Consider the following 26447-nt stretch of genomic DNA (forward strand, 5'->3'; position numbering starts at 1 on the left):
ACGCCGACCTCCCCCGGCTCAGGGCTACTTCTTGTTCTCGACCGCGTGGCCGCCGAACTGGTTGCGCAGCGCCGCGACCATCTTCATCTGCGGGGAGTCGTCCTGACGAGACGCGAACCGCGCGAACAGCGACGCGGTGATCGCGGGCAGCGGCACCGCGTTGTCGATCGCGGCTTCCACAGTCCACCGGCCCTCGCCGGAGTCCTCTGCATAACCGCGCAGCTGGTCCAGGTGCTCGTCCTGGTCCAGCGCGTTGACCGCCAGGTCGAGCAGCCAGGAACGGATGACCGTGCCCTCCTGCCAGGAGCGGAAGACCTCGCGTACGTCGGTGACCGAGTTGACCTTCTCCAGCAGCTCCCAGCCCTCGGCGTAGGCCTGCATCATGGCGTACTCGATGCCGTTGTGGACCATCTTCGCGAAGTGGCCCGCGCCGACCTTGCCCGCGTGCACCGAGCCGAACTCGCCCTCGGGCTTCAGCGCGTCGAAGACCGGCTGCACCTTCGCGACGTGCTCGGCATGGCCGCCGTACATCAGCGCGTAGCCGTTCTCCAGGCCCCAGACGCCGCCGGACACACCGCAGTCGACGAAGCCGATGCCCTTGATGCCCAGCTCTACGGCGTGCCGCTCGTCGTCCGTCCAGCGGGAGTTGCCGCCGTCCACCACGATGTCGCCGGGGGACAGCAGGGCGGCCAGCTCGTCGATGGTGGACTGGGTCGCGGATCCGGCCGGGACCATCACCCAGACGACCCGCGGGCCCTTCAGCTTGCCCACAAGCTCTTCGAGGCTGTGGACATCGGCGACGTCGTGGTTACGGTCGTAGCCGATGACGGTGTGGCCTGCGCGGCGGATGCGCTCGCGCATGTTGCCGCCCATCTTGCCGAGGCCGACGAGACCGAGCTCCATCACAAATTCCTTAAGCGTTGTATGCCGATTCGTACCCGGATCCGAGCCTACGCCCGGCCGGTACCGACGCCCGACGGGCCTGCTCGGGCGTGAGCAGGCCCGTCGGGATCAGCCCTCGGGCGGACCAACCGGACTCAGCCGGACAGCCGCACAGGCATGATCAGGTACTTGTACGCCTCGTCCGCCTCGGCATCCACAGCCGGCTTGCCGCTCAGCAGCGCCGGCTTGGTGGAGGTGGTGAACGAGAGCTGGGCAACCGGCGAGTCGATGGCGCTCAGGCCGTCGAGCAGGAAGGTCGGGTTGAAGGCGATCGAGATGTCGTCGCCATCGAGGTTCGCGTCGACGCGCTCCACAGCCTGTGCATCGTCGCTGGAACCGGCCTCCAGGATCAGCACGCCCTGCTCGAAGCTGAGCCGCACCGGGGTGTTCCGCTCGGCGACCAGGGCCACTCGCTTGACGGCCTCGACGAAGGGTGCGGTCTCGATCACGGCGACCGAGTTGAACTCGGTGGGGAACAGCGTCCGGTACTTCGGCAGATCGCCCTCGAGCAGCCGGGTCGTGGTCCGCCGCCCCGCGCCCTCGAAACCGATGAGCCCCTCGCCCGCACCCGAGCCCGAGAGCGCGAGGGTGACCGTGTCACCGCTGGTCAGCGCCTTGGCGGTGTCGAGCAGCGTCTTGGCGGGCACCAGCGCGACAGCGGACGCGTCCGGGTTCTCCGGCTTCCACAGGAACTCGCGGACAGCGAAGCGGTAGCGGTCGGTGGAGGCCAGCGTGACGGTGTCGCCCTCGATCTCGATACGTACGCCGGTGAGCACCGGGAGCGTGTCGTCGCGGCCGGCGGCGATGGCAACCTGCGCGGCGGCGGAGGCGAAGACCTCACCGGGCACGGTGCCGGTCGCGGTCGGCATCTGCGGCAGCGCCGGGTACTCCTCCACAGGCAGGGTGTGGAGTGTGAATCGCGAGGAGCCACAGACGACGGTCGCCCGTACACCGTCTGTGGAAATCTCCACCGGGCGGTTGGGGAGGGCGCGGCAGATGTCTGCGAGCAGTCGGCCGGAGACCAGGACGGTGCCGTCCTCGTCCACCTCCGCCTCCACGGAGACGCGGGCCGAGACCTCGTAGTCGAAGCTCGAGAAGCTGAGGGCGCCGTCCTCCGCCTTCAGAAGAAGGCCCGCGAGTACGGGCGCCGGCGGACGGGCCGGGAGGCTCCGGGCCACCCAGGCCACCGCCTCCGCGAGTACATCGCGCTCCACCCGGATCTTCACCGGAACCGCCTCCTGCTGTTGCTGGCTCGCCCTTGCTGGCCTTCGTCGTCGGCTGTGTCGCCGGGGACCAGTCTGACGTACGGCACCGACAGTCGGTGCGGGTCGGGGTCAAGTCGTGGCAAGAGGTGTGGGGCGCTCCGGGCTCGAGTTGTGCACAGGGCCTTCTTCGAAGCGAATTTCCCGGTAACTCTAAGTGGGAGTAGTAGTAGGGCCTGTGGAAACGGTGGATAACGCCATCCATGCAGGTCAGACCCGTTTTTTTGTCCACCGGGCCTGTGGGCGGAGCCGGTGGACAACCCAGTGGTTCTGTGGACGCCCGAAAGTTCTGCACATCCGATGCACAGCCCGAGGGGACTTCTCCCCAGTGCTGTCCCCAGTTTTACCCACGTTCCCCACAGGCCAACCGACCTCATTGGTGTGACGCCTTTCACTCGACACAGTGATCCCGGGTGTTTCGTTGCCGAACAGTGGACAGGGGTGTGGGAAAGCTGTGGGCAACGCGGCGCTGCCTGTGGGCTGCCGGTGGACAACCTTGATCGAGCCCTGTGGAGGGCTTCTGTGTCCACAGTCTGTGGAGCACGGTTGGCCACAAATCCACAAGCGCCTGACCTGGTGTGATGAAGTCTCAGCAACCGCCCCTGTGGACGCAATCTGGACAACTTTCCAGTCCCCAGGCTGTGGACGGAAGGTCGTCCCCAGATCTGTGGAGAACACCTCCTGGGAGCCGACTATTCGAACACCGGACATCTGGAGGAGGGGTGCGGGAGAGGTTCTGGAGGGGCACGGCGAGGCCTCTGGAACGACGAAGGGCGCCCCGGGACCTCGTCCCGGGGCGCCCTCGAAGGCCTCTTGGGTGGCTGCGTCAGCCGTTCTTGATGCGGTTGGTGAGCTCGGTGACCTGGTTGTAGATGGAGCGCCGCTCGGCCATCAGCGCGCGGATCTTGCGGTCCGCGTGCATCACGGTCGTATGGTCACGGCCGCCGAATTGCGCGCCGATCTTCGGCAGGGACAGATCGGTGAGCTCACGGCACAGATACATCGCGATCTGGCGGGCGGTCACCAGCACTCGGCTGCGTGACGATCCGCAGAGATCCTCCACCGTCAGACCGAAGTAGTCGGCGGTCGCCGCCATGATCGCGCTCGCGGTGATCTCGGGAGCCGCGTCCTCCCCACCCGGGATCAGATCCTTGAGCACGATCTCGGTGAGCCCGAGATCCACCGGCTGCCGGTTGAGCGAAGCGAACGCGGTCACCCGGATCAGCGCGCCCTCCAGCTCGCGGATGTTGCGTGAGATCCGGGAGGCGATGAACTCCAGCACCTCTGGCGGGGCGTTGAGCTGCTCCTGCACCGCCTTCTTACGGAGGATCGCGATCCGCGTCTCCAGCTCCGGCGGCTGTACGTCGGTGGTCAGACCCCACTCGAAGCGGTTCCGCAGCCGGTCTTCCAGCGTCACCAGCTGCTTGGGCGGCCGGTCCGAGGACAGCACGATCTGCTTGTTGGCGTTGTGGAGCGTATTGAAGGTGTGGAAGAACTCCTCCTGCGTCGACTCCTTGCTCGCCAGGAACTGGATGTCGTCGACCAGCAGGATGTCCACATCGCGGTAGCGCTTGCGGAACGTGTCGCCCTTGCCGTCGCGGATCGAGTTGATGAACTCGTTGGTGAACTCCTCCGAGCTCACATACCGCACCCGGGTGCCGGGGTAGAGGCTGCGCGCGTAGTGCCCGATGGCGTGCAGCAGGTGGGTCTTTCCGAGCCCCGACTCCCCATAGATGAACAGGGGGTTGTACGCCTTGGCCGGCGCCTCCGCGACCGCGACCGCCGCGGCGTGCGCGAACCGGTTGGAAGCGCCGATGACGAAGGTGTCGAAGAGGTACTTCGGGTTCAGGCGGGCATGCGGCTCACCGGGACCGGGCGCCGGCGAGGGCTGAGCGCCCAGCGGTCCGGGTGCGCCCCCGGGAGCGCTGCGATGGGGTGCCTGGCCGTGGCGCTCCGGGCGCGGCTGCTCGTACTGCTGGCGCTCGGGCGGCTGCGGCTGCCGGTAGTCGTGCTGGGGCTGGCGCAGCCGGGCGGTGGCGTACGGGTCGCGGTCCTGGAAGCCACCGAGCCTCGGCTGCTGCCAGGAGAGGTCCTCCTGTGTACGCGGCCAGGCGCCGGGTTCAGGGCGCTGCTGCTGATGCTGCTGGTACTCGGGGTAGGCAGGACGGACGTTCGGCAGCCGGTCGTCGTCGGGCCGGTGTCCGTAGTCGTCATACGGGTCGTTCTGCCGCTCGTCGTGCTGCGGGCCGCCCTGATAGCGAGGAGCCTGCTGCTGCGTGGGGGGTGACTGCTGAGCCGGAGGCTCGCCCACAGAGTCGTCCACGGTGATGGCGATCCGGATCGGCCGACCGCACTCACGGCTGAGGGTCTCGCTGATCAACGGGGCGAGGCGGCCCTCGAGGACGCGCTTGCCCCATTCATTGGGTACGGCGAGGAGCGCGGTGTCGGCCACCAGTGCGAGTGGCTGGCAGCGCTCGATCCACTGCTTGTCCTTGGGCTCGATGCCCTGCTGGCCCTCCGCGAGGAGCTGTTCCAGCACTCGTGGCCACACTGCGGCAAGATCGGCAGGTACGTCAGCCACAAGGCACGCTCTCTCGCAGGTCCCACGAATGTGTGGTTCTCGGGACGGGATGGGAAGACAGGCAGGAAAGGAATTGGAGTTCAGCCACGGTAGTCAGGGCGACCCGCGCGGTTCAAGTTGTTGTCCACAGCCTGTGCACAGTGGACCATGCCGTGACCCTGGTTTGACCGGATGGCGTAGCCGCGCGTACCGTAACCAGGTCGAGTTGTCGATGGCTGCTGCCGCCTGCCTCCGATGGGCAAAGATCACGGTCTGTGATCGTGAAGCGGTGCACTCGGGCGTAAACGCGAGCTACTCGTGGGCGCACGGTGACAGCCAGGCGATGTCCCGCCACCAACGAATCATTTCTGGAGCCCCCGAGTGAGCAAGCGCACCTTCCAGCCGAACAACCGTCGTCGCGCCAAGACCCACGGCTTCCGCCTGCGGATGCGCACCCGTGCCGGCCGCGCGATTCTCGCGAACCGCCGTGGCAAGGGTCGCGCAAGCCTGTCCGCCTGATCGCGTACAGGTCATGACGTGCTGCCTACCGAGAATCGGCTGAGGCGGCGCGAGGACTTCGCGACCGCGGTACGCCGAGGACGCCGGGCCGGCCGCCCGCTCCTCGTCGTCCACCTACGCAGCGGTGCAACGGACCCGCACGCGCCTGGGGAGAGCGCTCCCCCGACGTGTGCGGGTTTCGTTGTAAGCAAGGCCGTGGGCGGGGCGGTGGTACGCAACAAGGTCAAGCGGAGACTGCGCCACCTGATACGCGACCGGCTCGCCGAGCTGCCCCCCGGTAGCCTGGTGGTCGTACGGGCGCTGCCCGGCGCGGGCGACGCCGATTATGCACAGCTGGCCCGAGACCTGGATGCCGCTCTTCAGCGGCTGCTGGGAGGGGGCGCGCGATGAAGTACCCGCTGCTGGCTCTGATCAAGCTGTACCAGTGGACGATCAGCCCGCTGCTGGGGCCTGTCTGCAGGTACTACCCGTCGTGTTCCCACTACGGATATACGGCCATCGACCGGCACGGCGCGGTCAAGGGCACAGCACTGACCGCCTGGCGCATCCTGCGATGCAATCCATGGTCGCCGGGTGGCGTGGATCATGTGCCGCCGCGCAAGCGTCCGCGATGGCATGAAATGCTGCGCGACGCCTTGCGTGGCAGCAAGGGCGGGCACTCCGCCGCCGATGTGCCTCCCCGGGAGTCGACCCCCGAACCCCCGAGTGCGGCCGCAGAGACCTCGCCCAATGCTCAAGGAGCCTGATTAGTGGACACGATTGCCAGTCTCTTCAGCTTTATCACCACACCTGTTTCGTGGGTCATCGTCCAGTTCCACACGCTCTACGGGGCGATCTTCGGCCCCGACACGGGCTGGGCCTGGGGACTGTCCATCGTGTCGTTGGTGATCCTCATCCGGATCTGTCTGATCCCGCTCTTTGTGAAGCAGATCAAGTCGACCCGGAACATGCAGGCGCTCCAGCCGAAGATGAAGGCGATCCAGGAGCGCTACAAGAGCGACAAGCAGCGTCAGTCCGAAGAGATGATGAAGCTGTACAAGGAGACGGGCACCAACCCGCTCTCCTCGTGCCTTCCGATCCTCGCGCAGTCGCCGTTCTTCTTCGCCCTGTACCACGTGCTCTCCAGCATCGCCTCGGGCAAGACCGTCGGTGTTATCAATGAATCGCTGCTGGACAGCGCCCGGCAGGCGCACATCTTCGGTGCCCCTCTGGCGTCGAAGTTCACGGACAGCACGGAGAAGGTCGCCGCACTCAACGCCTCGCTGACCGATGTACGCATCGTCACCGCGATCATGATCGTCCTGATGTCGGCGTCGCAGTTCTACACCCAGCGCCAGCTGATGCAGAAGAACGTCGACCTGACGGTCAAGACGCCGTACATGCAGCAGCAGAAGATGTTGATGTACATCTTCCCGGTCATCTTCGCCGTGATGGGCATCAACTTCCCCGTCGGTGTCCTCGTCTACTGGCTGACCACCAACGTGTGGACCATGGGCCAGCAGATGTACGTGATCAACCAGAACCCGACGCCGGGCAGCAAGGCCCAGGACCACTACCTGCAGCGCCTGCTGAAGAGCGTCACCGCCCACAGTGAAGTTCGGTCGCGTCGCAAGCGCAATGTCATCCAGGCGATCGTGGCCAAGGGCGCGGACCGCAACGAGAACGAGCGTCGGTTCATCACAGGCCTGGCCAAGGCGGGCTTCGCTGCCCAGCCGGACGGCACGGTGGCCAAGAGTGACACGGCAGTCGCCGAGGCCGACGGCGGCCCCGCGCAGAGGCGGCAGCAGCCCAAGCGTCAGACCAAGTCGAAGCGTCAGTCCGCCGCTGCGCAGCAGGGCGCAGCCAAGAGCTCCGATTCCGCCGACTCCGAGTCGAGGCTCTCGCTCGAGAAGGATGCGCGCTCCGGGAGTGCCTCCCAGGCCGGAGGCTCCGGGGGAGACACCAAGCCGAAGCCGGCGGGGAAGCCTGCCTCAGGTTCCGCACGCCAGCAGCCCAAGTCCGGACAGCGCAAGGGCCAGCAGCGGCCCAAGCACCCGTCGTCCAAGAAGTAAGAAGGAGTCCATCCGTGACGGAAGGCACCATCTCCGCCGCCGCCGAGGGTGGCGACACCCTGACCCGCCTCGAGCAGGAAGGGGAGATCGCGGCCGACTACCTCGAGGGTCTGCTCGACATCGCCGATCTCGACGGTGACATCGACATGGACGTCGAGGCCGACCGGGCCGCGGTCTCGATCATCAGTGACTCGGGCAGCCGGGATCTGCAGAAGCTCGTGGGCCGTGACGGCGAGGTCCTGGAGGCGCTCCAGGAGCTGACGCGGCTCGCCGTGCACCGGGAGACGGGGGACCGCAGTCGGCTGATGCTGGACATCGCGGGCTTCCGGGCCAGGAAGCGCACGGAGCTCGCCGAGCTCGGCGCCAAGGCCGCCGACGAGGTGAAGGGCACCGGTCAGCCGGTGAAGCTGGACCCGATGACGCCGTTCGAGCGCAAGGTCGTGCATGACGCGGTCGCCGCGGCGGGTCTGCGCAGCGAGTCCGAGGGCGAGGAGCCGCAGCGCTTCGTCGTCGTACTCCCCGCCTGACCTCCATCGTTCTGTCGGCCCCGTCTGTTCGCAGGCGGGGCCGATCTTTGTCAGCCTGATAGTCAGTCAGCCAGCCACCACAGTCCACAGTGCGACAGTGCGACAGTGCGGTACGGAAGGACGGTTCCCGTGACGGAGCCAGCAGAGCTTCCCCAGGCGCCCGAAGTGGCGCGGACGGTATTCGGAGAGTTCTTTCCGGAGGCCGTGCGGTATGCGGAGCTGCTCGCGGACGTCGGAGTCAAGCGTGGCCTGATCGGTCCCCGTGAGGTGCCGCGGCTGTGGGAACGGCATCTTCTGAACTGTGCGGTGCTCTCCGAGGTCGTTCCGGAGGGTGTGACGGTCTGCGACGTGGGTTCGGGGGCCGGCCTACCGGGTATTCCGCTGGCGCTGGTGCGCCCGGATCTGAAGATCACGCTCCTTGAACCTCTGCTGCGGCGCACGAACTTCCTTCAGGAAGTCGTCGAGCTGCTGGGCCTGGACCATGTGACCGTGGTCCGGGGCCGTGCCGAGGAGGTCCTGGGCAAGCTCCCTCCGGTGCATGTGGTGACGGCGCGTGCCGTGGCGCCGCTGGACCGGCTGGCGGGCTGGGGGGTGCCGCTGCTGCGTCCCTACGGAGAGATGCTCGCGCTCAAGGGCGACACCGCCGAGGAGGAGATCCAGGGAGCCCGGGCGGCACTGAGTAAGCTCGGCGTCGTGGCGACCTCGGTGCTGCATGTCGGTGAGGGGCTCGTTGATCCGCTGTCCACTGTGGTGCGTGTAGAGGTCGGGGAGAGCCCTGGCGGAGTGCGCTTCGCAGCGAAGCGGGCCAAGGCCGCCCGGACCAGCCGTACCCGTCGGCGTCGCTGATCCATAGCAGTTCGTACTGTCTATCAGCGATGCTCCATACAAGCTGCCATACGTACGCATTTCGGAGTGTCGTGCGCCCGCAGTCCTGCGTCGCGTGCATCGTGTTTCACGTGAAACGTCGCTCACTGCTGCAGGGAATCATCAGCCGCGGCCGTGCTGCCGCCCCGATGCGGGACCGCAAGCCCTTCGCGAGGGCTACGGAATTGTCCACAGAGGTGGATTCATCCACAGAACCACGGGCCTCGCTGGTTCACGACCCCGAAAGCATGGCAGGCTCTGCTTATTGCGAGCCTGATGTCGAGGAGAGTGAATCCTTGCGGTCCGACGCCAACATCGCGGGACCGATGACCGATCCGGTCCCCGGTCCCCGTACCGAGTCGCCGGGGGACGATGTTTCACGTGAAACACCGCCCCCGATGGACGACACCCCCATTGGCCGAGCTGCCCAGCTGGCCGTGGAGGCGCTGGGGCGTGCCGGTGAAGGTCTGCCCCGACCTGAGCAGACGCGCGTCATGGTTGTCGCCAACCAGAAGGGCGGCGTGGGGAAGACCACCACCACGGTCAACCTCGCCGCCTCGCTCGCGCTGCACGGCGCGCGCGTTCTGGTGGTCGACCTGGATCCACAGGGAAACGCCTCCACGGCGCTGGGGATCGATCACCACGCTGAAGTCCCCTCGATCTATGACGTCCTGGTGGAGAGCAGGCCGCTCTCCGATGTGGTCCAGCCAGTCCCGGACGTCGAAGGCCTCTTCTGCGCCCCCGCCACCATCGATCTCGCCGGTGCGGAGATCGAGCTGGTGTCGCTGGTGGCGCGGGAGAGCCGACTGCAGCGAGCCATCCAGGCTTACGAGCAGCCGCTGGACTACATCCTCATCGACTGCCCGCCGTCGCTCGGTCTGCTGACCGTCAATGCGCTGGTCGCCGGTGCGGAGGTGCTGATCCCCATCCAGTGCGAGTACTACGCGCTGGAAGGCTTGGGACAGCTGCTCAGGAACGTGGACCTGGTGCGCGGGCATCTCAACCCGACGCTGCACGTCTCGACGATTCTGCTCACCATGTACGACGGCAGAACTCGTCTTGCCTCGCAGGTGGCTGATGAGGTGCGCAGCCACTTCGGTGACGAGGTGCTGCGGACGAGCATCCCGCGCTCGGTGCGTATTTCCGAGGCCCCTAGTTACGGACAGACGGTGCTGACCTACGATCCGGGTTCCAGCGGCTCCCTGTCGTATCTTGAGGCGGCTCGTGAGATCGCGCTGCGTGGGGTCGGGATTCACTACGACCCGCAGCAAGCCCATGTGGGCAGTCAGAACAGCCAGCAGAACATGTCGGAGGGGATCCAGTGAGCGAGCGACGTAGAGGATTGGGGCGTGGGCTCGGTGCGCTGATCCCTGCCGCTCCCCAGGAGAAGCAGGTGCCCCCTTCCGGGGCTTCGAGCTCTCCGGGAGCGGCTCCGGTGCTGACCGCGGAACGGGGTGTGGCAGCAGCCAAGGTCACGACGCTACCGGCGGCCGCCACTGCTCCCGAGGCGATCACACCGGCGCCGGAGCCGGAGGAGGCAGCGCAGCCCGCTGAGCCGGCCGGCGCGCACTTCGCCGAGCTGCCGCTCGACGCCATCACGCCCAACCCGCGCCAGCCGCGTGAGGTCTTCGACGAGGACGCCCTCGCGGAGCTGGTCACGTCCATCAAGGAAGTAGGGCTTCTCCAGCCTGTCGTCGTACGGCAGTTGGGGCCCGAGCGCTACGAGCTCATCATGGGCGAGCGTCGCTGGAGGGCCTGCCGCGAGGCCGGTCTGGAGCGCATTCCGGCGATCGTCCGGCACACGGACGACGAGAAGCTCCTGCTGGACGCGCTGCTTGAGAACCTGCACCGCGCACAGCTGAACCCGCTGGAAGAGGCTGCCGCCTACGACCAGCTGCTCAAGGACTTCAACTGCACGCACGACCAGCTGGCCGACCGGATCGGACGCTCGCGTCCGCAGGTGTCCAACACGCTTCGCCTGCTGCGCCTGTCGCCTCCCGTCCAGCGCAGGGTCGCCGCAGGTGTGCTCTCGGCCGGTCATGCCCGGGCGCTGCTCTCGGTGGAGGACTCCGAGGAGCAGGACCGGCTCGCCCACCGGATCGTGGCCGAGGGGCTTTCGGTGCGGGCGGTCGAAGAGATCGTGACCCTGATCAACTCGAGCCCCAAGAGCACCTCCAAGCCGAAGAGTCCGCGGGCCGGAGCGCGGCTGTCGCCGGCGCTCACGGACCTCGCCTCTCGGCTCTCGGATCGCTTCGAGACCCGGGTGAAGGTCGACCTCGGCCAGAAGAAGGGAAAGATCGTCGTCGAATTCGCTTCGATAGACGATCTGGAGCGCATCCTCGGCACCCTCGCTCCCGGCGAGGGACGGGTCCTGGAGCAGGGACTCGCCGAGGAGCCCGAGGAGGACGACGAGGGCTGAGGCCCGCGCAGTGTCGCAAAGGGCGGGTCGTCTCCGGTTGGCTGACCGGACACGATCCGCCCTTTGCCGTAGGACAGTATCCGTGCCAGGCCTGGGTGGATACGATGCGTTCTGGTATAGCGCATCCACCTTGATCCACCTCAGAGGGACGGCGAGGGCAATGCGAACGGTGAGCCGCAGCCAACTGGTGACAGCAGGCTTGGGCCTTGGGGCAGTCGGAGGTTTCATCAGCAGCCTGCTCCAGGAGCGGAGCGCGCTGGCAGCCGCCCGTAGCGCGGCAGGTGAGGGAAGCGAGGAACAGCCTTCATGGGGCGTCGGCTTGTACCGCTCACGTTGGACAACCTTTCGGACCTTCCCAAGCGTTGTCGTGCGTGCGTCTTCTGGGAGCTTGATCCGGTCAGCGGCGAAGCCGCGGTAAAGGCGGGCACGCCCGAGCTGGAGAAAGAGGCCTGGATCTCCGCCGTGCTCCTGGAGTGGGGCTCTTGCGGCCGGGTTGTCTATGTCGACGAGGTGCCGGTCGGCTTCGTTCTGTACGCGCCTCCGGCCTATGTGCCGCGCTCCACGGCCTTCCCCACGAGCCCTGTCTCACCGGACGCCGTCCAGCTGATGACTGCCTGGATCAGTCCGGGCTATCAGGGACAGGGGCTCGGCCGGGTCATCGTGCAGACAGTGGCCAAGGATCTGCTGCGGCGAGGCTTCCGCGCGATCGAGGCATTCGGCGATGCCCGCTGGAAAGAGCCGGCCTGCGTGCTGCCCGCCGATCATTTGCTTGCCGTGGGCTTCAAGACGGTCCGTCCGCACCCGACGTATCCCCGACTGAGGCTGGAGCTACGGACCACCCTCTCCTGGAAGGAAGACGTGGAGCTGGCTCTGGACCGGCTGCTGGGGGCTGTGCAGAAGGAGCCGGTGCTGCGGCCCCTGTGACTCCGAACGCGAAAATGGGCTCACCCCCTGAGGGATGAGCCCATTCGTGTTTCACGTGAAACAACCGAGCCGACTGCTCGGACTACTCGCCGATGAACCCCTCAAGGTCGCGGACGATTGCGGCCTTCGGCTTGGCACCGACGATCGTCTTGGCGACCTCGCCGTTGTGGTAGACGTTCAGCGTCGGGATGGACATGACGCCGTACTTGGCCGCGGTGGCCGGGTTCTCGTCGATGTTGAGCTTGACGATCTCGATCTTGTCGCCGTGCTCCGCCGCGATGGCCTCGAGGGACGGCGCGATCTGGCGGCAGGGACCGCACCAGGCGGCCCAGAAGTCCACCAGCACGGGCTTGTCGCTCTTGAGGACATCTTCTTCGAAGGTGTCATCTGTCACGTTCTTCAGGGCGCCGGCCACGGCGGCCTCCTTAATTCTTTGCGGGGTGGGAGGAGGATGGTTAGGGGTCAGACCGCGGGGGTCTTCTCCGGCTCGGCGATCTTCTCCGGCTTGGCGGCCTTCTCGCTGTCGGCGAGCGCGGCGAGGTAGCGCTCGGCATCGAGGGCGGCGGAGCAGCCGGTGCCGGCGGCGGTGATGGCTTGACGGTAGGTGTGGTCGACGACGTCACCCGCTGCGAAGACACCCGTCAGGTTGGTGCGCGTCGACGGGGCATCGACCTTCAGGTAGCCCTCGTCGTCCAGATCGAGCTGGCCCTTGAAGAGCTCGGTCCGCGGGTCATGGCCGACGGCGATAAACAGCCCGGTGACCGGAAGCTCAGAGGTCTCGCAGGACTTGGTGTTGCGCAGAGTCAGACCGGTGAGCTTCTGCTCGCCATGGATCTGGGCGACCTCGCTGTGCCAGGCGAAGGAGATCTTCGGGTCGGCGAAGGCGCGGTCCTGCATGGCCTTGGAGGCACGCAGGGTGTCGCGGCGGTGGACGATGGTGACGGACTTGGCGAAGCGGGAGAGGAAGGTCGCTTCCTCCATCGCGGTGTCGCCACCGCCGATCACGGCGATGTCCTGGTCCTTGAAGAAGAACCCGTCGCAGGTGGCGCACCAGGAGACGCCGCGTCCGGAGAGCGTGTCCTCGTTAGGCAGGCCGAGCTTGCGATGCTGGGAGCCGGTGGTGACGATGACGGCCTTGGCCCGGTGGACGATGCCCGCGGTGTCAGTGACGGTCTTGATCTCGCCGGTGAGGTCGACGGAGACGACGTCGTCCGGAACGAGTTCGGCGCCGAAGCGCTCGGCCTGGGCGCGCATGTTGTCCATCAGATCCGGACCCATGATGCCGTCGCGGAAGCCGGGGAAGTTCTCCACCTCGGTCGTGTTCATCAGCGCACCGCCGGCGGTGACTGCACCCTCGAACACCAGCGGCTGCAACGAAGCGCGCGCCGTGTAGAGCGCCGCCGTGTAGCCGGCCGGCCCGGAGCCGATGATGATCACGTTACGGACGTCGCTCACAGGTTTCTTCCTCGTCTCTGTGGACTGTCTGCTGCCTACGGGGGCCGGTCAATGACTCTCACCCCACCCAACGGATCCTACGGGGCTTGCATTCCCGGGATGTCCGAGCGGCGCAGCGCCGTGTGTCAGTAGCGAGGGTAGGAGTTCGTCAGCAGCAGCTTGCCGGTGGGCGCGGGCGCGGTGTTGATGCAGGCCGCATCGATCACATACGCCTGGACCTGCTCGCTGTCCGTGGAATGCGGCAGCACCACGAGGTAGGCATTGCCGCCCTCGTACTGGCCCCGCTCCGCGGCGATCGGAGCATCGGGCCGGCCGGTGCCCTTCTGGATACAGGGCGGTACCGCGACGTCCGGTGTGCGCTTGGGCGAATTGGAGTTGGAGTGGCTGTCGATGGACGGCCCCTTCTCCATTCGTGGCTCCGCTTGGGTTGGGCTCGTGGCGATCAGCGCCTGTACGCGATCCTCGAGGCCTGACGCAGAGAATTCGTGGGAGTCGCCGGCCGCGGAGCTGACGCTCGCATCCTTCTGGGCGGAGCTGTTGCTCGCGGACTGGAACGACTGGAGGAGCAGGACGCTCATACTGATTGCCGCCGCCCCGAGGACGGCACCCAGGACAGCCTTGCGCCGCCGCCGGGTCTGGCGGCCGCGGCCGGGACCGGTGGCAGCGCGCGCGTGCCCTGTCGGCCGGTCGGCAGGAGCGGTCTCCGCCAGCTGTGCAGCGGGCACTGCAGCGGGCTCTGTTTCACGTGAAACATCCGCGGTCTGTACGGGCGCGGTGGAGTCCAGCAGAGCCTCGGCGGCCAGCGCGGCATCGATGCGGCCGACGACGTCAGCGGGCATTCGGTGGGCACCGGGGAGCGTGCCGAGGAGTCCGCGGATTTCTTCGAGAGACGCATGTACCTCGGCGCACAGCGAACAGCCGTCCAGATGCTGTCGCACATCGGCTGTGCGGGACGGAGTGAGCAGCCCCTCGGTGAGGTCGGAGATTTCCGAGACGTCCGGGTGCTGAGTCGTGTCGGCCGTGGATGTCACGCGCGCCCACCTCCGCCCTTCACAGCTGCAGGATCATTTGGCCCTGCGTACCTTTGTCCCGACGCCGGTGGGACGGATGCCCCGGGCGTCCGGTTCCTTCCCATGCTGAGCTCGGTGCTATCCCCGGCATCACCGCGCAGATGAGTGAGCATCGGCAACAGTCGTGCCCGACCGCGCGCACAGCGGCTCTTGACGGTCCCGATCGGCACATCGAGGACGCTGGCCGCCTCCGCCACCGGGTAGCCCTGCATGTCCACCAGAACCAGCGCTGCCCGCTGGTCGAGGGGAAGTTTTGCCAGCGCGGCCAGGAGTTCGCGGTGCAGATCCTGACGCTCCGCCGGGGCCTCGGCGGATTCATGAGGCTCGAGGAGCTGCTCCAGGCGCTCGGTGTCGTCGACGGGGGAGGTCTTACGCGAGGCCGCCTTGCGGGCCCGGTCGAGACACGCATTGACGGTGATGCGGTGGAGCCAGGTGGTCACGGCGGACTGGCCGCGGAAGGTGTGGGCGGCCCTGAAGGCCGACACCAGGGCGTCCTGAACCGCGTCCGCGGCCTCCTCTCGGTCCCCCAGGGTGCGCAGGGCGACGGCCCAGAGCCTGTCGCGGTGGCGCCGTACAAGCTCACCGAAGGCATCCGGGTCCCCCGCGACGTGGCGGGCCAGAAGGTCCTGGTCGCTTGTGTCGCCGAGTGTCGCGTCGTCCAACGGTGAGCCCCCTCCCCTGATGCCGTCAGCTGGTGATCTTGATCTCGGAGACCTTGCCCCGGAAGTTGCCCTCGTCGGTCTGCGGCAGTTCGGTCAGCCAGACCAGAACGTACCGTGCCCGCACGGGCTTGCCGGGCTTGAGGGACACATTCGAACCGGATCCGTCGGAGACCTTGGTGAAGCCGTCGAGGGTCGTCGGCTCGGACGAGGCATCCTCGGGCGCGGTCCGCAGTTCCACAGATGTCTCGCCACCGAGGAAGGACACGTTCACGGTGCCGACCTGCTGGACCTTGCCGAGGTCCAGAACGATGCCTACGCCCGCCTTCAACCGGCCGAAGTCCGCGCTGAGGTAGCCATCGGTGTTCCAGTAGGTGGCCGGATCGCCGTCGTAGCTGTTCTTTATCCCGGCAGGCTTCTCGGAGCCGTCCCCGAGGGGGTCGAAGTCATGGGCGCCAGTGATGGCGACCGGCTTGCCGGTCTGGACCCCGTTGTTCTTCTCGCCGTTGTTCGTCTGCGAGGTGCCCGGATCGACCGGGTCCTTGTCGCGGTCGATCAGCTTGTCGGCGACCTGCCAGCTGCCGAGTCCCAGCGCGGCGATGAGCAGAGCCGCCACCGTCCACTTGAGGACCTTGCCGGTACGGCTCTGGAGAGGCGCGGGCGGGCTGGGAACCGGCTGGGGGGCCGTGGCGTTCGGTCGGGCGGCAGGACGGCCATACGTGCCCTGCTGGTACGTGGTGCGCTGGTACTCGGGCGGTGAGGTGAACGCAGGCTCCGGCGGGCGGATGCGAGGCATCGCAGCGACGGCCTTTGCGAGTTCGTCGGGCGTGGTGCACGGCGGCTCCTGGCGGGACGCCGTGGCGCCGTCGTTGACCAGAGCTCGCATGGCGAGCTCCGAGAGCCCGCGGTGGACACCGGCCCGCACCTGGTCGGGGGCGATGAGCCCGACGCCCTTGGGCAGCCCGGAGAGGCCGTAGGCGTCGCTCTCGTATGGCCAGCGCTGAGTCAGCGCGGCGTACAGCAGGGCGCCGATCGCCTCGGTGTCGGCGCGCTGCGGACCATCAGCAGTGATCCCGCGCAGGGCGGCATTCACGGCGAGACCGCGGATCCGGTATTGCCCGGTCGAGGTCCGCAGCACCGCGCCGGGCGTCAGCCTGAGATGGGCCAGCCCCTCACGGTGCGCCGCGGCCATCGCCTGGGAGAGCTGGTCGACGAGCTGGTACGCGTCGTGCGGCTCCATGGGGCCCATGGCCAGCAGCGCGGTGAGCTCCGTCGCGTCGGGAAGCCACTCGTGGACGACGTAGACGAGGTCGTTCTCCTCGACGGCGTCGAGGACCTGTACGAAGCGAGGGTCGCCGAGAAGCGCCGAGGAGCGGGCCGCCGCGAGTACGGAGCGGGCCCGCGGATGGTCGGCAGGGAGTAGATGGACGCCGACAGCACGGCGCAATTTCTCGTCGACTGCGCGCCAACTGCTGAAACCGTCCAGACGGGTGACGCACTCCTCGAGTCGGTAGCGTCTGGCGAGTTTGTGACCACTGTGCAGTTCGGGCGTGGCGATGGCGGGTTCGGCTCCCTGCCGTTCGCTGCCCGTGTCCGGTGCGGTCTTCTCCGCCGTGTCCTGGGATTCCGCCGCCCCGTCGGTCGTGGCCTTGCCCGCCTGGGCGGTCAGCGGATCGTCTCCGCTGTTGTCGGCCACGTCGACGGCAGCCGTGCTACGTTCCGCCACCGTCGCTCCTGCCTCCCCATCCGTTGCGCATATTCAACAGCCATGCCAATTGTGCCCACAGTCGGCCGCTATGCACGACACACGGCGGCCGACGATGGTTGTGCGGGACTGCGCGCCCGCTAGCGGCCGAGGCGGCCGCGCACCATGCCGACCATGGCGTTGAGCTCCTCGATGCGCATCCGCTTCGCGGCGACGAAGAAGACGCCCAGCAGCACGATCCCGCCCCCGGCCAGCGCGGCGAGCGAGCCGAGGGCGCCGCCCCCGAGCCCCTTGACGATGACGAAGGCGACCGCGCCGGCGGCCGCCGCCGCGGGGACGGAGGCCAAGCAGAGACGTGCATACGTGCGCATGACGTGTGCGCCGTCCAGATCCCCGCCGAGGCGGTTCTTGAGCCGGCGCCAGGCGATGCCGACGCCGACGGCGTAGGCGAGACCGTAGGAGGCCGCCATGCCGACTACTGCCCAGCGGGCGGGCAGCACGACATAGCAGGCGGCGGAGGCGGCGGCGTTGACCGCGGCGACGATGACCGTGTTGTAGAAGGGCGTCCTGGTGTCCTCGTACGCGTAGAAGCCACGCAGCACGACGTACTGGACGGAGTACGGGATGAGGCCGAGGCCGAACGCCATCAGGATGAAGCCCATGCCGCGGGCGGCTTCCTGGCCGCTGGAGGCGAACAGCAGGCTGGACATGGGGACGCCGAGAGCCAGGAACGCGAAGGCCACCGGAACGATCGCGACTGCGGAGTTGCGCAGCCCTTGAGAGATGTCGTCGCGCACCGCGCCCGGGTCGTCGTCGTGGGCGGCGCGGGAGATCCGCGGCAGCAGGGCGGCCATGACCGAGACGGTGATGATGGCCTGCGGCATGCCCCAGATCAGCTGGGCGTTGGTGTACGCGATGAAACCCGCGCCGTCCCTGCCGGACGCCTCACCGGCGGCGGTGGCGAGCTGGGTGACGACCAGCACGCCCGCCTGGTTGGCGAGGACGAACAGCACGGTCCACTTGGCCAGCTTGACGGTCTTGCCGAGACCGTGGCCCTTCCAGTCGAACCGCGGCCGGAACCTGAAACCGGTCTCACGCAGGTACGGGATCATCGCCAGGGCCTGGACCACCAGGCCCAGCAGAGTGCCGATGCCCAGCAGCCGCACGCCTTCCGGCGGAATCGTCTGTACGCCCATCTGCGACTCGGCGGAGGTGCCGTACACCCAGATGAACAGGCCGAACGTGGTGATCATGACGATGTTGTTGAGGACCGGGGTCCACATCATCGCGCCGAACTTCCCACGGGCGTTGAGGATCTGTCCCATGACCACGTGCACGCCCATGAAGAAGATCGTGGGCAAGCAGTAGCGGGCGAAGGTGACGGCGACACTGTCTGCCGCCGCATTGGAGGCGATGGTGTCCGACATGAGCTGGATCAGCAGCGGAGCCGCGAACACCGCGATGGCGACGATGGCGCCGAGCGCCACCATGACGAGCGTCAGTAGCCGGTTGGCGTATGCCTCGCCGCCGTCATCGTCGTTCTTCATCGCCCGCACCAGCTGCGGTACGAACACAGAGTTGAGGCCGCCTCCGACGGTGAGGATGTAGATCATCGTCGGCAGGGTGTACGCGACGGTGTAGGTGTCACCGAGCAGGGCGGCGCCGAGAGCAGCGGTGATCACCAGGCTGCGTACAAAACCGGTGAGGCGGGACACCAACGTGCCGGCCGCCATTACCGCGCTGGACTTCAGCAGGCTGGAGGCCCGGCCGCCGGACTTCCTGGGGGCCGGTGCCGCCGGGATGGGTTCCGAGGGCGGGGTGGGGCGGCCGGAGGCCTGCTGGTCCCGGAAGAGGTGTGCGAACGCGTCGGGCTCCGGCTCCTCCTCGCCGGCCCGGGTGACCAGGTCGTCCACGCCCGTGAACTGGGTGGTCCTGGCGTCGTCCCCGTACGGCAGATGACGGGAGGGGCCGGCCGGCTCGGGCGGCGGGGTCTGCGCCCAGACGCGGGGGTCCGGTGCGTGCTGCTGTGTCGGGGGCTGCTGATACAGCGGCTGAGGCTCCTGGTACGTGCCGGGGGGCGGCGGTGGGTGGGATGCGCGGTCGTACAGCGCCTCGGTCACAGGGTCCTGGGTCGACAGATCCTGCGCCCGGTAAGGATCACGGTCGTAGGCGTCCTGGATGTACGGATCCTGGGTGTATGGGTCGGGGTCCGGTTGTGGCGGCGGAGGCCCCTGGCCCTGCAGCGGGGGATCCGGGGTCGGGCCCGGAGAAGGCACAGCTCCGCCCGCGCCCTGACCACTGTCACCGTCGTACGGCGCGTTCATTGCAACCCCACCTCATCGTCCCCGGCCCACGGGCCACGACATCGCTCAACGGTCCACTTTCTCACCCGTGCCCGACGGGTCGCCGCTTCCCGGTCCGGTGTCCGGTGCCGGGTCACTCGCCTGCCCGGGATCGGGGCTGCTGATGTCACCCTCTGAGCCCTCTGAGCCCTCTGAGCCCTCGGAGCCTTCTGCCTCGGAGCCCTCTGACTCCGAGCCCTCTGACCCTGAGCCCTTTGAGCCTTCCGCATCCTCCGTGGCCGCGTCTCGCGCAGCCGCGCGCTTGCGCTGGGTGTACATCCTGACGCCTGCCAGGACGAGCAGCAGCACACCGCCGGCGATGACGAGCATCACGGTGGGAGTGATCTCGGAGACCTTCACCGTGAACCTCATTGGATCGCCGTACGGCTTTCCGTCCTCGGTGAAGAGCTGGGCCGTCATCTGCACCGGGCCGTTTGCGTTGGCCGCCGCGGTGAACTTCACCGACTGGCTGTGGCCGCCCTCGACCTTGATCGGCTGCTGGGCTGTGGCCTTGTCCTGGTCGAGGTTGAGGCGGGTGGCGTTGTCCGACGTCAGCCGCAGCACCAGGTGGTCGATCCCCTGGACCAGCCTGTTCTGCACGGTGACCGGGATCGTCGCACTGCGCCCCGACAAGGTGATCGCCGACTTCTCAATCAGCTGCACCTCTTCGGTGAGGCTCTGCAGGTAGGCCCGCACACCGGCGCGGTACAGCTGGGCCCCCACCGGGTTGCCACGCCAGGAAGTGGACATCTCCCTGTCGATCGCCCTGCCGAACGGGGTCTCCACCCGGTCCTGCGCGGTGAGGATGACCTTGAAGTTGTCGAGGGTGTTCTGTGTGTTCCTGATGTCGCGGAACGCCTGAGGCCGCAACTCCTGCCTGCGTAGCTGCTCGGGATAGCGGGAGCTGCCGGGCACCTTGGTCGCGGCGTTGGCGTCGGGCTTGGCGCCCGCGGCAGCGACCAGGTCGAGCGGCTGCGTCCAGCGCTGGGCCTCGAGGGCTTGCAGCGCGCGTGCCATGGACTGCGCCTGGGACGCGCTCGGGATCCGTTGCGGGGCGACGACGATGCTCCGCTGGTTGCTGGGGGCCTGGAGGGTCAGCGCAAGTGTCTGGGCGAGGAACTCCTGAACCGCGAGGGTGGAATTCCCGGTCTTGATCATGTCGCCCTGGAAGGCGGTGGAGAGCCGGGCGTCGGCGACCACTGCCGTTGTCCCGCCGCCGATGGGGCGCGCCGCGCTGGGTGTGTACGACAGATCGTCCCGCAGGCTGTCGCTGCGGGAGATCACTTTGTGGGCGCCGGCCGAGGTGGCGACATCGACGATCGAGGAGTCGATGGCGCCGTCGACGGGCCACGCGAAGTCGATGGACGGCTTCACATGGAGGATCGTCTCCACGGTCGTTTCCGCGACCTTGGTTGCCGACTGCAGATGGCTGAGGGATCCGGAGATGTTCTTGCCGCGGTGCGCCAGGGACGCCAGATCAGGGTCGGCGAACGGCAGCGCGACCACCTTGCGGCCGTGGACCGCGGCCTCGACGGCGCTCAGCCACCGCTTGGCAACGGCCTGGTTCTTGCCCGGGACAGTGGTGGCCCCACTCTTGACCTGGTAGTTCCTGGTCATCGCATCGACGCTGGCCAGTAGATCCGGGTCGACGACCCAGGTGACGGGCAGATCGGTGCCGAGGGAGACGAGCTGGTCCAGCCGTCCGCCCGGGGCGAGCTCAGTGGCCAGCGTCTCGTCCTCGAAGACCGGAGTCTGCTGCTCGTCCGATCCCGTCTCCGAGGTGAGGTGGGTCGAGGAGATCAGCGGCCAGAGATAGGTGAACTGGGTCTTCTTCTCAACAGCCTCGGGCTGCCACGGGAGGAGGGTCCGCTCGATGCCCAGGACCTGGTCGAACGGCTCGTCCGGGGTCTGACCCGACAAGGACACACCGAGCTGGTAGACGCCGTCGTCGTCGAGTTCGAGCTCATTGACCGGGATGGAGAGCGTGAACTCGCGGCTGATGTCGGAGACGAGCTTGGGGATCTTGACTGTGTACTTGTCGCCGATCGGCGAGCCATCGGTGCCCGGCGTATAGCTGGTCTGCTGGGCGACGCGGTCGATGGAGGCCCTGCTGGACAGCTTCTGTCCCACCCGTAGATCGATCTCGGCGTCGGTGACGGTCTGCTTGCCCTTGTTGATCACCGTGCCGGAGATCGTGAGCGTGTCGCTCTTGCCGGGGGCGGTCGGCGTCAGAGTGTCGAGAGACACATCGACTGTGGGGGAGCCCGAGGCGTTCTCGGCCGCGTGCGCGGCTGGCGTGGCCGGGCCGCACAGCAGTCCGGCCACAAGCGGGACGCCCAGGATCACGGAGGCTGTGCGCCGGAGCCACCGGCGGGCAGGAGAAGGATTCATCCCCTGGAAGTCTGCCGCCTCGGCCACGCGCTCGTCCGTCCTCGTCGTCTGTTGCCGTTGGTGGGTGTCGCTGGTTGCGTCCACGCATGGTAACGAGGTGCGCTGTGTCGAAGTGCCGCGGAGTGCCCCACATGATCGGATCGGCGTCATAAACAGGGGCGCTGCGGTCGGCGGGGCACGTACCCTTTTCTGTTGTGCCGAACGCCAATGAAGACAACCCCACTGCACTGAGCCAGGTGCAACGCCGCGCGGTGAGCGAACTGCTGCGGGTGTCCCCTGTCGCCGACGACCTTGCCCGCCGCTTTCAGGAGGCCGGGTTCAGTCTTGCCCTGGTCGGCGGCTCGGTCCGGGATGCGCTACTCGGCCGGCTCGGCAATGACCTGGACTTCACGACGGATGCCCGCCCCGACGACGTGCTGAAGATCGTCCGTCCGTGGGCGGACTCGGTCTGGGAGGTCGGGATCGCCTTCGGCACGGTCGGCTGTCAGAAGCAGGGCTACCAGATCGAGGTCACGACGTACCGCTCGGAGGCGTACGACAGGACCTCGCGCAAGCCTGAGGTGTCCTACGGCGACTCGATTGAGGAAGACCTCGCCCGGCGTGACTTCACCGTGAACGCGATGGCCGTGGCGCTGCCGGAGAAGGAGTTCATCGATCCGCACGGCGGTCTCGAGGACCTCGCCGCGCGAGTCCTGCGGACCCCGGGTACGCCCGAGGAGTCCTTCTCCGACGACCCGCTGCGCATGATGCGGGCCGCCCGTTTCGCTGCGCAGCTCGACTTCAAGGTGGCAGCCGAGGTCGTCGCCGCGATGAAGGAGATGGCTGACCGGATCGACATCGTCTCCGCCGAGCGGGTACGCGATGAGCTGAACAAGCTGATCCTCTCCGCCCACCCCCGCAAGGGGCTGGCGCTGCTCGTCGACTCCGGCCTGGCCGACCATGTGCTGCCCGAGCTGCCCGCGCTGCGTCTGGAGAGTGACGAGCACCACCGCCACAAGGATGTGTACGAGCACTCCCTGACCGTCCTGGAACAGGCGATGGATCTGGAGGAGGACGGCCCGGATCTGGTGCTGCGGCTGGCTGCGCTTCTCCATGACATCGGAAAGCCACGGACACGGCGCTTCGAGAACGACGGCCGGGTCTCCTTCCATCACCACGAGGTGGTGGGCGCGAAGATGACCAAGAAGCGGATGGCCGCGCTCAAGTACTCCAATGACATGATCAAGGACGTCTCGCGGCTGGTGGAGCTGCATCTGCGCTTCCACGGCTACGGGACCGGGGAGTGGACGGACTCGGCAGTGCGGAGGTACGTACGCGATGCCGGGCCGCAGCTGGAGCGGCTGCACAAGCTGACCCGCTCGGACTGCACCACGCGGAACAAGCGCAAAGCCACCGCCCTCTCCCGGGCCTATGACGGGCTTGAGGAGCGCATCGCGCAGTTGAAGGAGCAGGAGGAGCTGGACGCGATCCGGCCCGACCTGGATGGCAATCAGATCCAGGAGATCTTGGGTGTGGGCCCCGGCCCGGTGATCGGCAAGGCGTACGCGTTCCTGCTGGAGCTGCGCCTGGAGAACGGTCCGATGGAGCATGATGCGGCGGTCGCGGCCCTCAAGGAGTGGTGGGCGACGCAGGGCTGAGCGTGAAACGGCTCCATGTTTCACGTGAAACATGGAGCCGGATCGATGAGCGGAGGGGCGATGTTTCACGTGAAACATCGCCCCTCCGCGTATGCGACTACTTCTTGATCTCATTCAGGCAGAGCACGAACTGCTTGCCCGAGCTGCGCCGCCCGCCACTCGTCTGCTCGAAGTAGCCAAGGTCGGACTTGCCCCTGCAGAGGTTCCTGTCCGTCGTGTCGGGGTGCACCTCGACGACCTTGTACGCGGCCTTTGTGTCGCCGCAATCCACGACCTCCAGGTCGGGAGTGACCGTTGATCCGCTGTTCTTCATGCAGTCGCCGGCCTCCGCCTTGTCGGCGTCGTCCTGGCTCAGCAGATAGAAGATGCCGAAGGCGATTACGGCTATGACAGCAACGATGATCTTCAGGATGGTCTTGGTGTCGAGGCCGCCGCGACGGGAGGGCGCCGGGGGCGGCGGGGCGCCCCACTGCTGCTGCTGCGGGTGTCCATACCCCGGCTGGGGCTGCTGCGGATATCCGTAGCCGGGCTGCGGGGGGTACGGCTGCTGAGGCTGCTGCGCGTACGGGTCAGGGTGTCCGTACGCGCCTTGGCCCTGCTGCGGCGGATAGGTCATGCGGGAAGTCCCCCGTAAACATGTGCGATCCATTGTTTGACGCGGGCACGCTATATCACCGCGCCAACACGGCTCCAACGGGCCATAGTTGCCGCGACGGCCGCGTAGATGACCGCGACTACGACCACCAGGTGGACCGACCGGCCGTCAGGCGGCAGCATCAGCGCGGCGATGGCCGCCGCGCCCACGAAGGCGACGTTGAACAGCACGTCGTAGAGGGAGAAGATCCTGCCCCGGTAGGCGTCGTCCACCGATGTCTGCACCACCGTGTCCGTGGCGATCTTCGCGCCCTGGGTGATGAGCCCCAGGATGAACGCGGCGACCAATATCGGCTCGGGCTCGAACGGCAGCCCCAGAGCCGGTTCAAGAACGGCTGCCGCCGCCGCGCACGCCACCATCCATCCGAACTGGCCGAGTCGGCCGACCGCCCACGGGGTCACCACTGCCGCCGCGAAGAACCCCGCGCCCGAGATGGCGATGGCCAGACCCAGCAGGGCCAGGCCGTCCGACTCCTTCTCGGACCAGGCGTACCGGCAGAGCATCAGCACCATGACCGTCAGCGCCCCGTAGCAGAAGCGCATCAGCGTCATCGCGGCCATCACACGGGCCGCCGCCCGGCGCTCGGTCAGGTGCCGCAGTCCGCCCACCAGTCCGCGCGCGGTGGAGGCCAGGGCGGCGGCCAGTCGCGGCTGCACCAACTCCTGCTCGGGACCGAGCAGTTCACGTGGCATCCGGAGCGAGGCCAGAGCCGAGCAGAGATAGAGCGCGGCGCCCAGCAGGACCACAGCGGCGTCGGAGTCCGCGGACACCAGCCGTACCGCGAAGGCGAGTCCGCCGCCCGCGGTCGCGGCGAGTGTGCCGGCCGTCGGAGACAGGGAGTTGGCCATGACGAGCCGGTCGGAGTCGACCACCCGGGGCAGTGAGGCGGAGAGCCCGGCCAGTACAAAGCGGTTGACGGCTGTGACGGACAGAGCCGAGGCATAGAAGAGCCAGTCGGGTACGGAGGCGAGAATCAGCACCGCCGTCCCGCTCGCGAGGAGCGCCCGCAGCAGATTCCCGTACAGGAAGACCTGCCTGCGCTGCCAGCGGTCCAGCAGGACGCCGGCGAAGGGGCCGATCAAGGAGTACGGCAGCAGCAGCACCGCCATGGCCGAGGCGATCGCGGTCGGCGAGGTCTGTTTCTCCGGGGAGAAAACGACGTACGTGGCGAGCGCGACCTGATAGACGCCGTCGGCGGACTGGGAGAGGAGCCGGACCGCCAGAAGTCGGCGGAAGTTCGTCAGGCGCAGGAGTACGCGCAGATCACGTACGACAGGCATGCGATCAAGCGTCACATACGAGGAGGGTCCCCGGGCGGATTACCAGGGGACCCTCCTCGGACGAGCAGGCGAACGCTTAGCGCTCGACCTCGCCCTTGATGAACTTCTCGACGTTCTCGAGGGCTTCGTCGTCGAAGTACTGCACCGGCGGGGACTTCATGAAGTACGAGGACGCGGAGAGGATCGGGCCGCCGATGCCGCGGTCCTTGGCGATCTTCGCGGCGCGCAGGGCGTCGATGATGACACCCGCGGAGTTCGGGGAGTCCCACACCTCGAGCTTGTACTCAAGGCTCAGCGGGACATCGCCGAAGGCGCGGCCCTCGAGGCGCACGTACGCCCACTTGCGGTCGTCCAGCCAGGCCACGTAGTCCGACGGGCCGATGTGGACATTGTCGGCGCCCAGGTCACGGTCGCGGATCTGCGAGGTGACGGACTGCGTCTTGGAGATCTTCTTGGACTCCAGACGGTCACGCTCGAGCATGTTCTTGAAGTCCATGTTGCCGCCGACGTTCAGCTGCATGGTGCGCTCGAGGCGGACACCGCGGTCTTCGAAGAGCTTCGCCATCACACGGTGCGTGATGGTGGCGCCGACCTGCGACTTGATGTCGTCACCGACGATCGGGACACCCGCCTCGGTGAACTTGTCCGCCCACTCCTTGGTGCCGGCGATGAAGACCGGGAGAGCGTTGACGAAGGCGACCTTGGCGTCGATGGCGCACTGCGCGTAGTACTTCGCAGCGTCCTCGGACCCGACGGGCAGGTAGCAGATCAGGACGTCGACCTGCTTGTCCTTGAGGGTCTGGACGATGTCGACCGGGGCCTCGGCGGACTCCTCGATGGTCTGGCGGTAGTACTTGCCCAGGCCGTCGAGGGTGTGGCCGCGCTGGACGGTCACACCGGAGTTCGGCACGTCGCAGATCTTGATGGTGTTGTTCTCACTGGCGCCGATGGCATCCGCAAGGTCGAGGCCGACCTTCTTGGCGTCCACGTCGAAGGCGGCCACGAACTCGACGTCAGAGATGTGGTAGTCGCCGAACTGGACGTGCATCAGACCCGGCACCTTGCCGGCCGGGTCGGCGTCCTTGTAGTACTCGACGCCCTGCACCAGCGAGGCGGCGCAGTTGCCCACGCCGACGATGGCTACGCGAACCGAACCCATTCCGGTTGCTCCCTGTTTGATCTCGG

At 67.4% G+C, this 26447-nt stretch carries 23 protein-coding genes; 10 read left to right on the forward strand and 13 right to left on the reverse strand.

Features of this window, described 5'->3' with window-relative positions:
- Window positions 1–24: 24 nt before the first annotated feature.
- The 3 genes from gnd to dnaA form a co-directional block, all read right to left on the reverse strand.
- Window positions 25–903: a phosphogluconate dehydrogenase (NAD(+)-dependent, decarboxylating) gene (gnd, locus tag QFZ67_RS19280; protein ID WP_307662329.1), complete on the reverse strand. Its 879-nt coding sequence runs from the start codon at window positions 901–903 to the stop codon at window positions 25–27.
- Window positions 904–1037: 134 nt separating this feature from the next.
- Complete coding sequence (gene dnaN / locus QFZ67_RS19285) at window positions 1038–2168, reverse strand: DNA polymerase III subunit beta (protein WP_307662330.1); 1131 nt, start codon at window positions 2166–2168, stop codon at window positions 1038–1040.
- An 862-nt stretch (window positions 2169–3030) separates the two neighbouring features.
- A complete protein-coding gene (gene dnaA / locus QFZ67_RS19290; protein WP_307662331.1) occupies window positions 3031–4785 on the reverse strand; it encodes a chromosomal replication initiator protein DnaA in 1755 nt (584 codons plus the stop codon).
- A 360-nt stretch (window positions 4786–5145) separates the two neighbouring features.
- On the opposite strand from dnaA, the gene rpmH reads away from it, so the two are divergent.
- From rpmH to QFZ67_RS19335, 9 genes are all read left to right on the forward strand, one after another.
- Window positions 5146–5283, forward strand: coding sequence for a 50S ribosomal protein L34 (gene rpmH, locus QFZ67_RS19295; RefSeq protein ID WP_006381191.1), 138 nt, complete (start codon window positions 5146–5148; stop codon window positions 5281–5283).
- Window positions 5284–5301: 18 nt separating this feature from the next.
- Window positions 5302–5673, forward strand: coding sequence for a ribonuclease P protein component (rnpA, locus tag QFZ67_RS19300; protein ID WP_307662332.1), 372 nt, complete (start codon window positions 5302–5304; stop codon window positions 5671–5673).
- Complete coding sequence (yidD, locus tag QFZ67_RS19305; RefSeq protein WP_307662333.1) at window positions 5670–6029, forward strand: membrane protein insertion efficiency factor YidD; 360 nt, start codon at window positions 5670–5672, stop codon at window positions 6027–6029. The genes rnpA and yidD overlap by 4 nt, the downstream gene beginning before the upstream one ends.
- Before the next feature lie 3 nt (window positions 6030–6032).
- Window positions 6033–7334, forward strand: a complete 1302-nt coding sequence (gene yidC, locus QFZ67_RS19310) for a membrane protein insertase YidC (protein WP_307662334.1) — start codon at window positions 6033–6035, stop codon at window positions 7332–7334.
- Between the two features lie 14 nt (window positions 7335–7348).
- Complete coding sequence (locus QFZ67_RS19315) at window positions 7349–7861, forward strand: R3H domain-containing nucleic acid-binding protein (protein WP_307662335.1); 513 nt, start codon at window positions 7349–7351, stop codon at window positions 7859–7861.
- Window positions 7862–7990: 129 nt separating this feature from the next.
- The gene (gene rsmG / locus QFZ67_RS19320) at window positions 7991–8707 is read left to right on the forward strand and encodes a 16S rRNA (guanine(527)-N(7))-methyltransferase RsmG (protein WP_307662336.1); all 717 of its coding nucleotides are present in this window, start codon (window positions 7991–7993) and stop codon (window positions 8705–8707) included.
- Between the two features lie 266 nt (window positions 8708–8973).
- Window positions 8974–10050 (forward strand): ParA family protein, encoded by a 1077-nt coding sequence (locus QFZ67_RS19325; RefSeq protein ID WP_307665892.1) that lies wholly within the window; start codon window positions 8974–8976, stop codon window positions 10048–10050.
- On the forward strand, window positions 10047–11144 hold the full coding sequence (locus tag QFZ67_RS19330) for a ParB/RepB/Spo0J family partition protein (protein ID WP_307662337.1): 1098 nt from the start codon (window positions 10047–10049) through the stop codon (window positions 11142–11144). The genes QFZ67_RS19325 and QFZ67_RS19330 overlap by 4 nt, the downstream gene beginning before the upstream one ends.
- 306 nt (window positions 11145–11450) lie before the next feature.
- Entirely contained in the window at window positions 11451–12068 is a 618-nt protein-coding gene (locus tag QFZ67_RS19335) for a GNAT family N-acetyltransferase (protein WP_142214726.1), read from the forward strand.
- Between the two features lie 82 nt (window positions 12069–12150).
- Here the strand turns inward: QFZ67_RS19335 and trxA are convergent, their stop codons facing one another.
- The 7 genes from trxA to QFZ67_RS19370 all read right to left on the reverse strand — a co-directional run bounded on the left by trxA (window position 12151) and on the right by QFZ67_RS19370 (window position 21717).
- Complete coding sequence (gene trxA, locus QFZ67_RS19340; RefSeq protein WP_307662338.1) at window positions 12151–12483, reverse strand: thioredoxin; 333 nt, start codon at window positions 12481–12483, stop codon at window positions 12151–12153.
- A 47-nt stretch (window positions 12484–12530) separates the two neighbouring features.
- Window positions 12531–13523, reverse strand: a complete 993-nt coding sequence (trxB, locus tag QFZ67_RS19345; RefSeq protein WP_307662339.1) for a thioredoxin-disulfide reductase — start codon at window positions 13521–13523, stop codon at window positions 12531–12533.
- Between the two features lie 125 nt (window positions 13524–13648).
- Window positions 13649–14554 (reverse strand): hypothetical protein, encoded by a 906-nt coding sequence (locus QFZ67_RS19350; protein ID WP_307662340.1) that lies wholly within the window; start codon window positions 14552–14554, stop codon window positions 13649–13651.
- Window positions 14551–15255 carry an RNA polymerase sigma factor SigM gene (gene sigM / locus QFZ67_RS19355; RefSeq protein ID WP_307662341.1) on the reverse strand — a complete coding sequence of 235 codons (705 nt, stop codon included), beginning with the start codon at window positions 15253–15255 and terminating at the stop codon, window positions 14551–14553. Before sigM ends, QFZ67_RS19350 begins: the two co-directional genes overlap by 4 nt.
- A 25-nt stretch (window positions 15256–15280) precedes the next feature.
- Entirely contained in the window at window positions 15281–16978 is a 1698-nt protein-coding gene (locus QFZ67_RS19360; RefSeq protein WP_307662342.1) for a protein kinase family protein, read from the reverse strand.
- A gap of 119 nt (window positions 16979–17097) precedes the next feature.
- Window positions 17098–19281 carry a murein biosynthesis integral membrane protein MurJ gene (gene murJ, locus QFZ67_RS19365; protein WP_307662343.1) on the reverse strand — a complete coding sequence of 728 codons (2184 nt, stop codon included), beginning with the start codon at window positions 19279–19281 and terminating at the stop codon, window positions 17098–17100.
- 45 nt (window positions 19282–19326) lie between these two features.
- Entirely contained in the window at window positions 19327–21717 is a 2391-nt protein-coding gene (locus QFZ67_RS19370; protein WP_307665893.1) for a DUF6049 family protein, read from the reverse strand.
- A gap of 167 nt (window positions 21718–21884) precedes the next feature.
- Between QFZ67_RS19370 and QFZ67_RS19375 the strand changes: the two genes are divergently transcribed.
- A complete protein-coding gene (locus tag QFZ67_RS19375; protein WP_307662344.1) occupies window positions 21885–23327 on the forward strand; it encodes a CCA tRNA nucleotidyltransferase in 1443 nt (480 codons plus the stop codon).
- A 97-nt stretch (window positions 23328–23424) separates the two neighbouring features.
- On the opposite strand, the gene QFZ67_RS19380 is transcribed toward QFZ67_RS19375, so the two are convergent.
- The 3 genes from QFZ67_RS19380 to QFZ67_RS19390 form a co-directional block, all read right to left on the reverse strand.
- Complete coding sequence (locus QFZ67_RS19380; RefSeq protein WP_307662345.1) at window positions 23425–23943, reverse strand: hypothetical protein; 519 nt, start codon at window positions 23941–23943, stop codon at window positions 23425–23427.
- 50 nt (window positions 23944–23993) lie between these two features.
- Window positions 23994–25262: an MFS transporter gene (locus QFZ67_RS19385; protein WP_307662346.1), complete on the reverse strand. Its 1269-nt coding sequence runs from the start codon at window positions 25260–25262 to the stop codon at window positions 23994–23996.
- 76 nt (window positions 25263–25338) lie between these two features.
- Complete coding sequence (locus QFZ67_RS19390) at window positions 25339–26421, reverse strand: inositol-3-phosphate synthase (RefSeq protein WP_307662347.1); 1083 nt, start codon at window positions 26419–26421, stop codon at window positions 25339–25341.
- Window positions 26422–26447: the final 26 nt, after the last annotated feature.

Origin of the sequence: Streptomyces sp. V1I1 (genome assembly GCF_030817355.1) — a bacterium.
Classification (GTDB): Bacteria; Actinomycetota; Actinomycetes; order Streptomycetales; family Streptomycetaceae; genus Streptomyces.

What these genes read in the sequence shown, in the direction of transcription:
- gnd (WP_307662329.1), bottom strand. Translation starts at nt 903, where the DNA reads ATGGAGCTCGGTCTCGTCGGCCTCGGCAAGATGGGCGGCAACATGCGC.
- yidD (WP_307662333.1), top strand. Translation starts at nt 5,670, where the DNA reads ATGAAGTACCCGCTGCTGGCTCTGATCAAGCTGTACCAGTGGACGATC.
- QFZ67_RS19325 (WP_307665892.1), top strand. Translation starts at nt 8,974, where the DNA reads ATGGCAGGCTCTGCTTATTGCGAGCCTGATGTCGAGGAGAGTGAATCC.
- QFZ67_RS19335 (WP_142214726.1), top strand. Translation starts at nt 11,451, where the DNA reads ATGGGGCGTCGGCTTGTACCGCTCACGTTGGACAACCTTTCGGACCTT.
- murJ (WP_307662343.1), bottom strand. Translation starts at nt 19,281, where the DNA reads ATGAACGCGCCGTACGACGGTGACAGTGGTCAGGGCGCGGGCGGAGCT.
- QFZ67_RS19380 (WP_307662345.1), bottom strand. Translation starts at nt 23,943, where the DNA reads ATGACCTATCCGCCGCAGCAGGGCCAAGGCGCGTACGGACACCCTGAC.
- QFZ67_RS19385 (WP_307662346.1), bottom strand. Translation starts at nt 25,262, where the DNA reads ATGCCTGTCGTACGTGATCTGCGCGTACTCCTGCGCCTGACGAACTTC.
- QFZ67_RS19390 (WP_307662347.1), bottom strand. Translation starts at nt 26,421, where the DNA reads ATGGGTTCGGTTCGCGTAGCCATCGTCGGCGTGGGCAACTGCGCCGCC.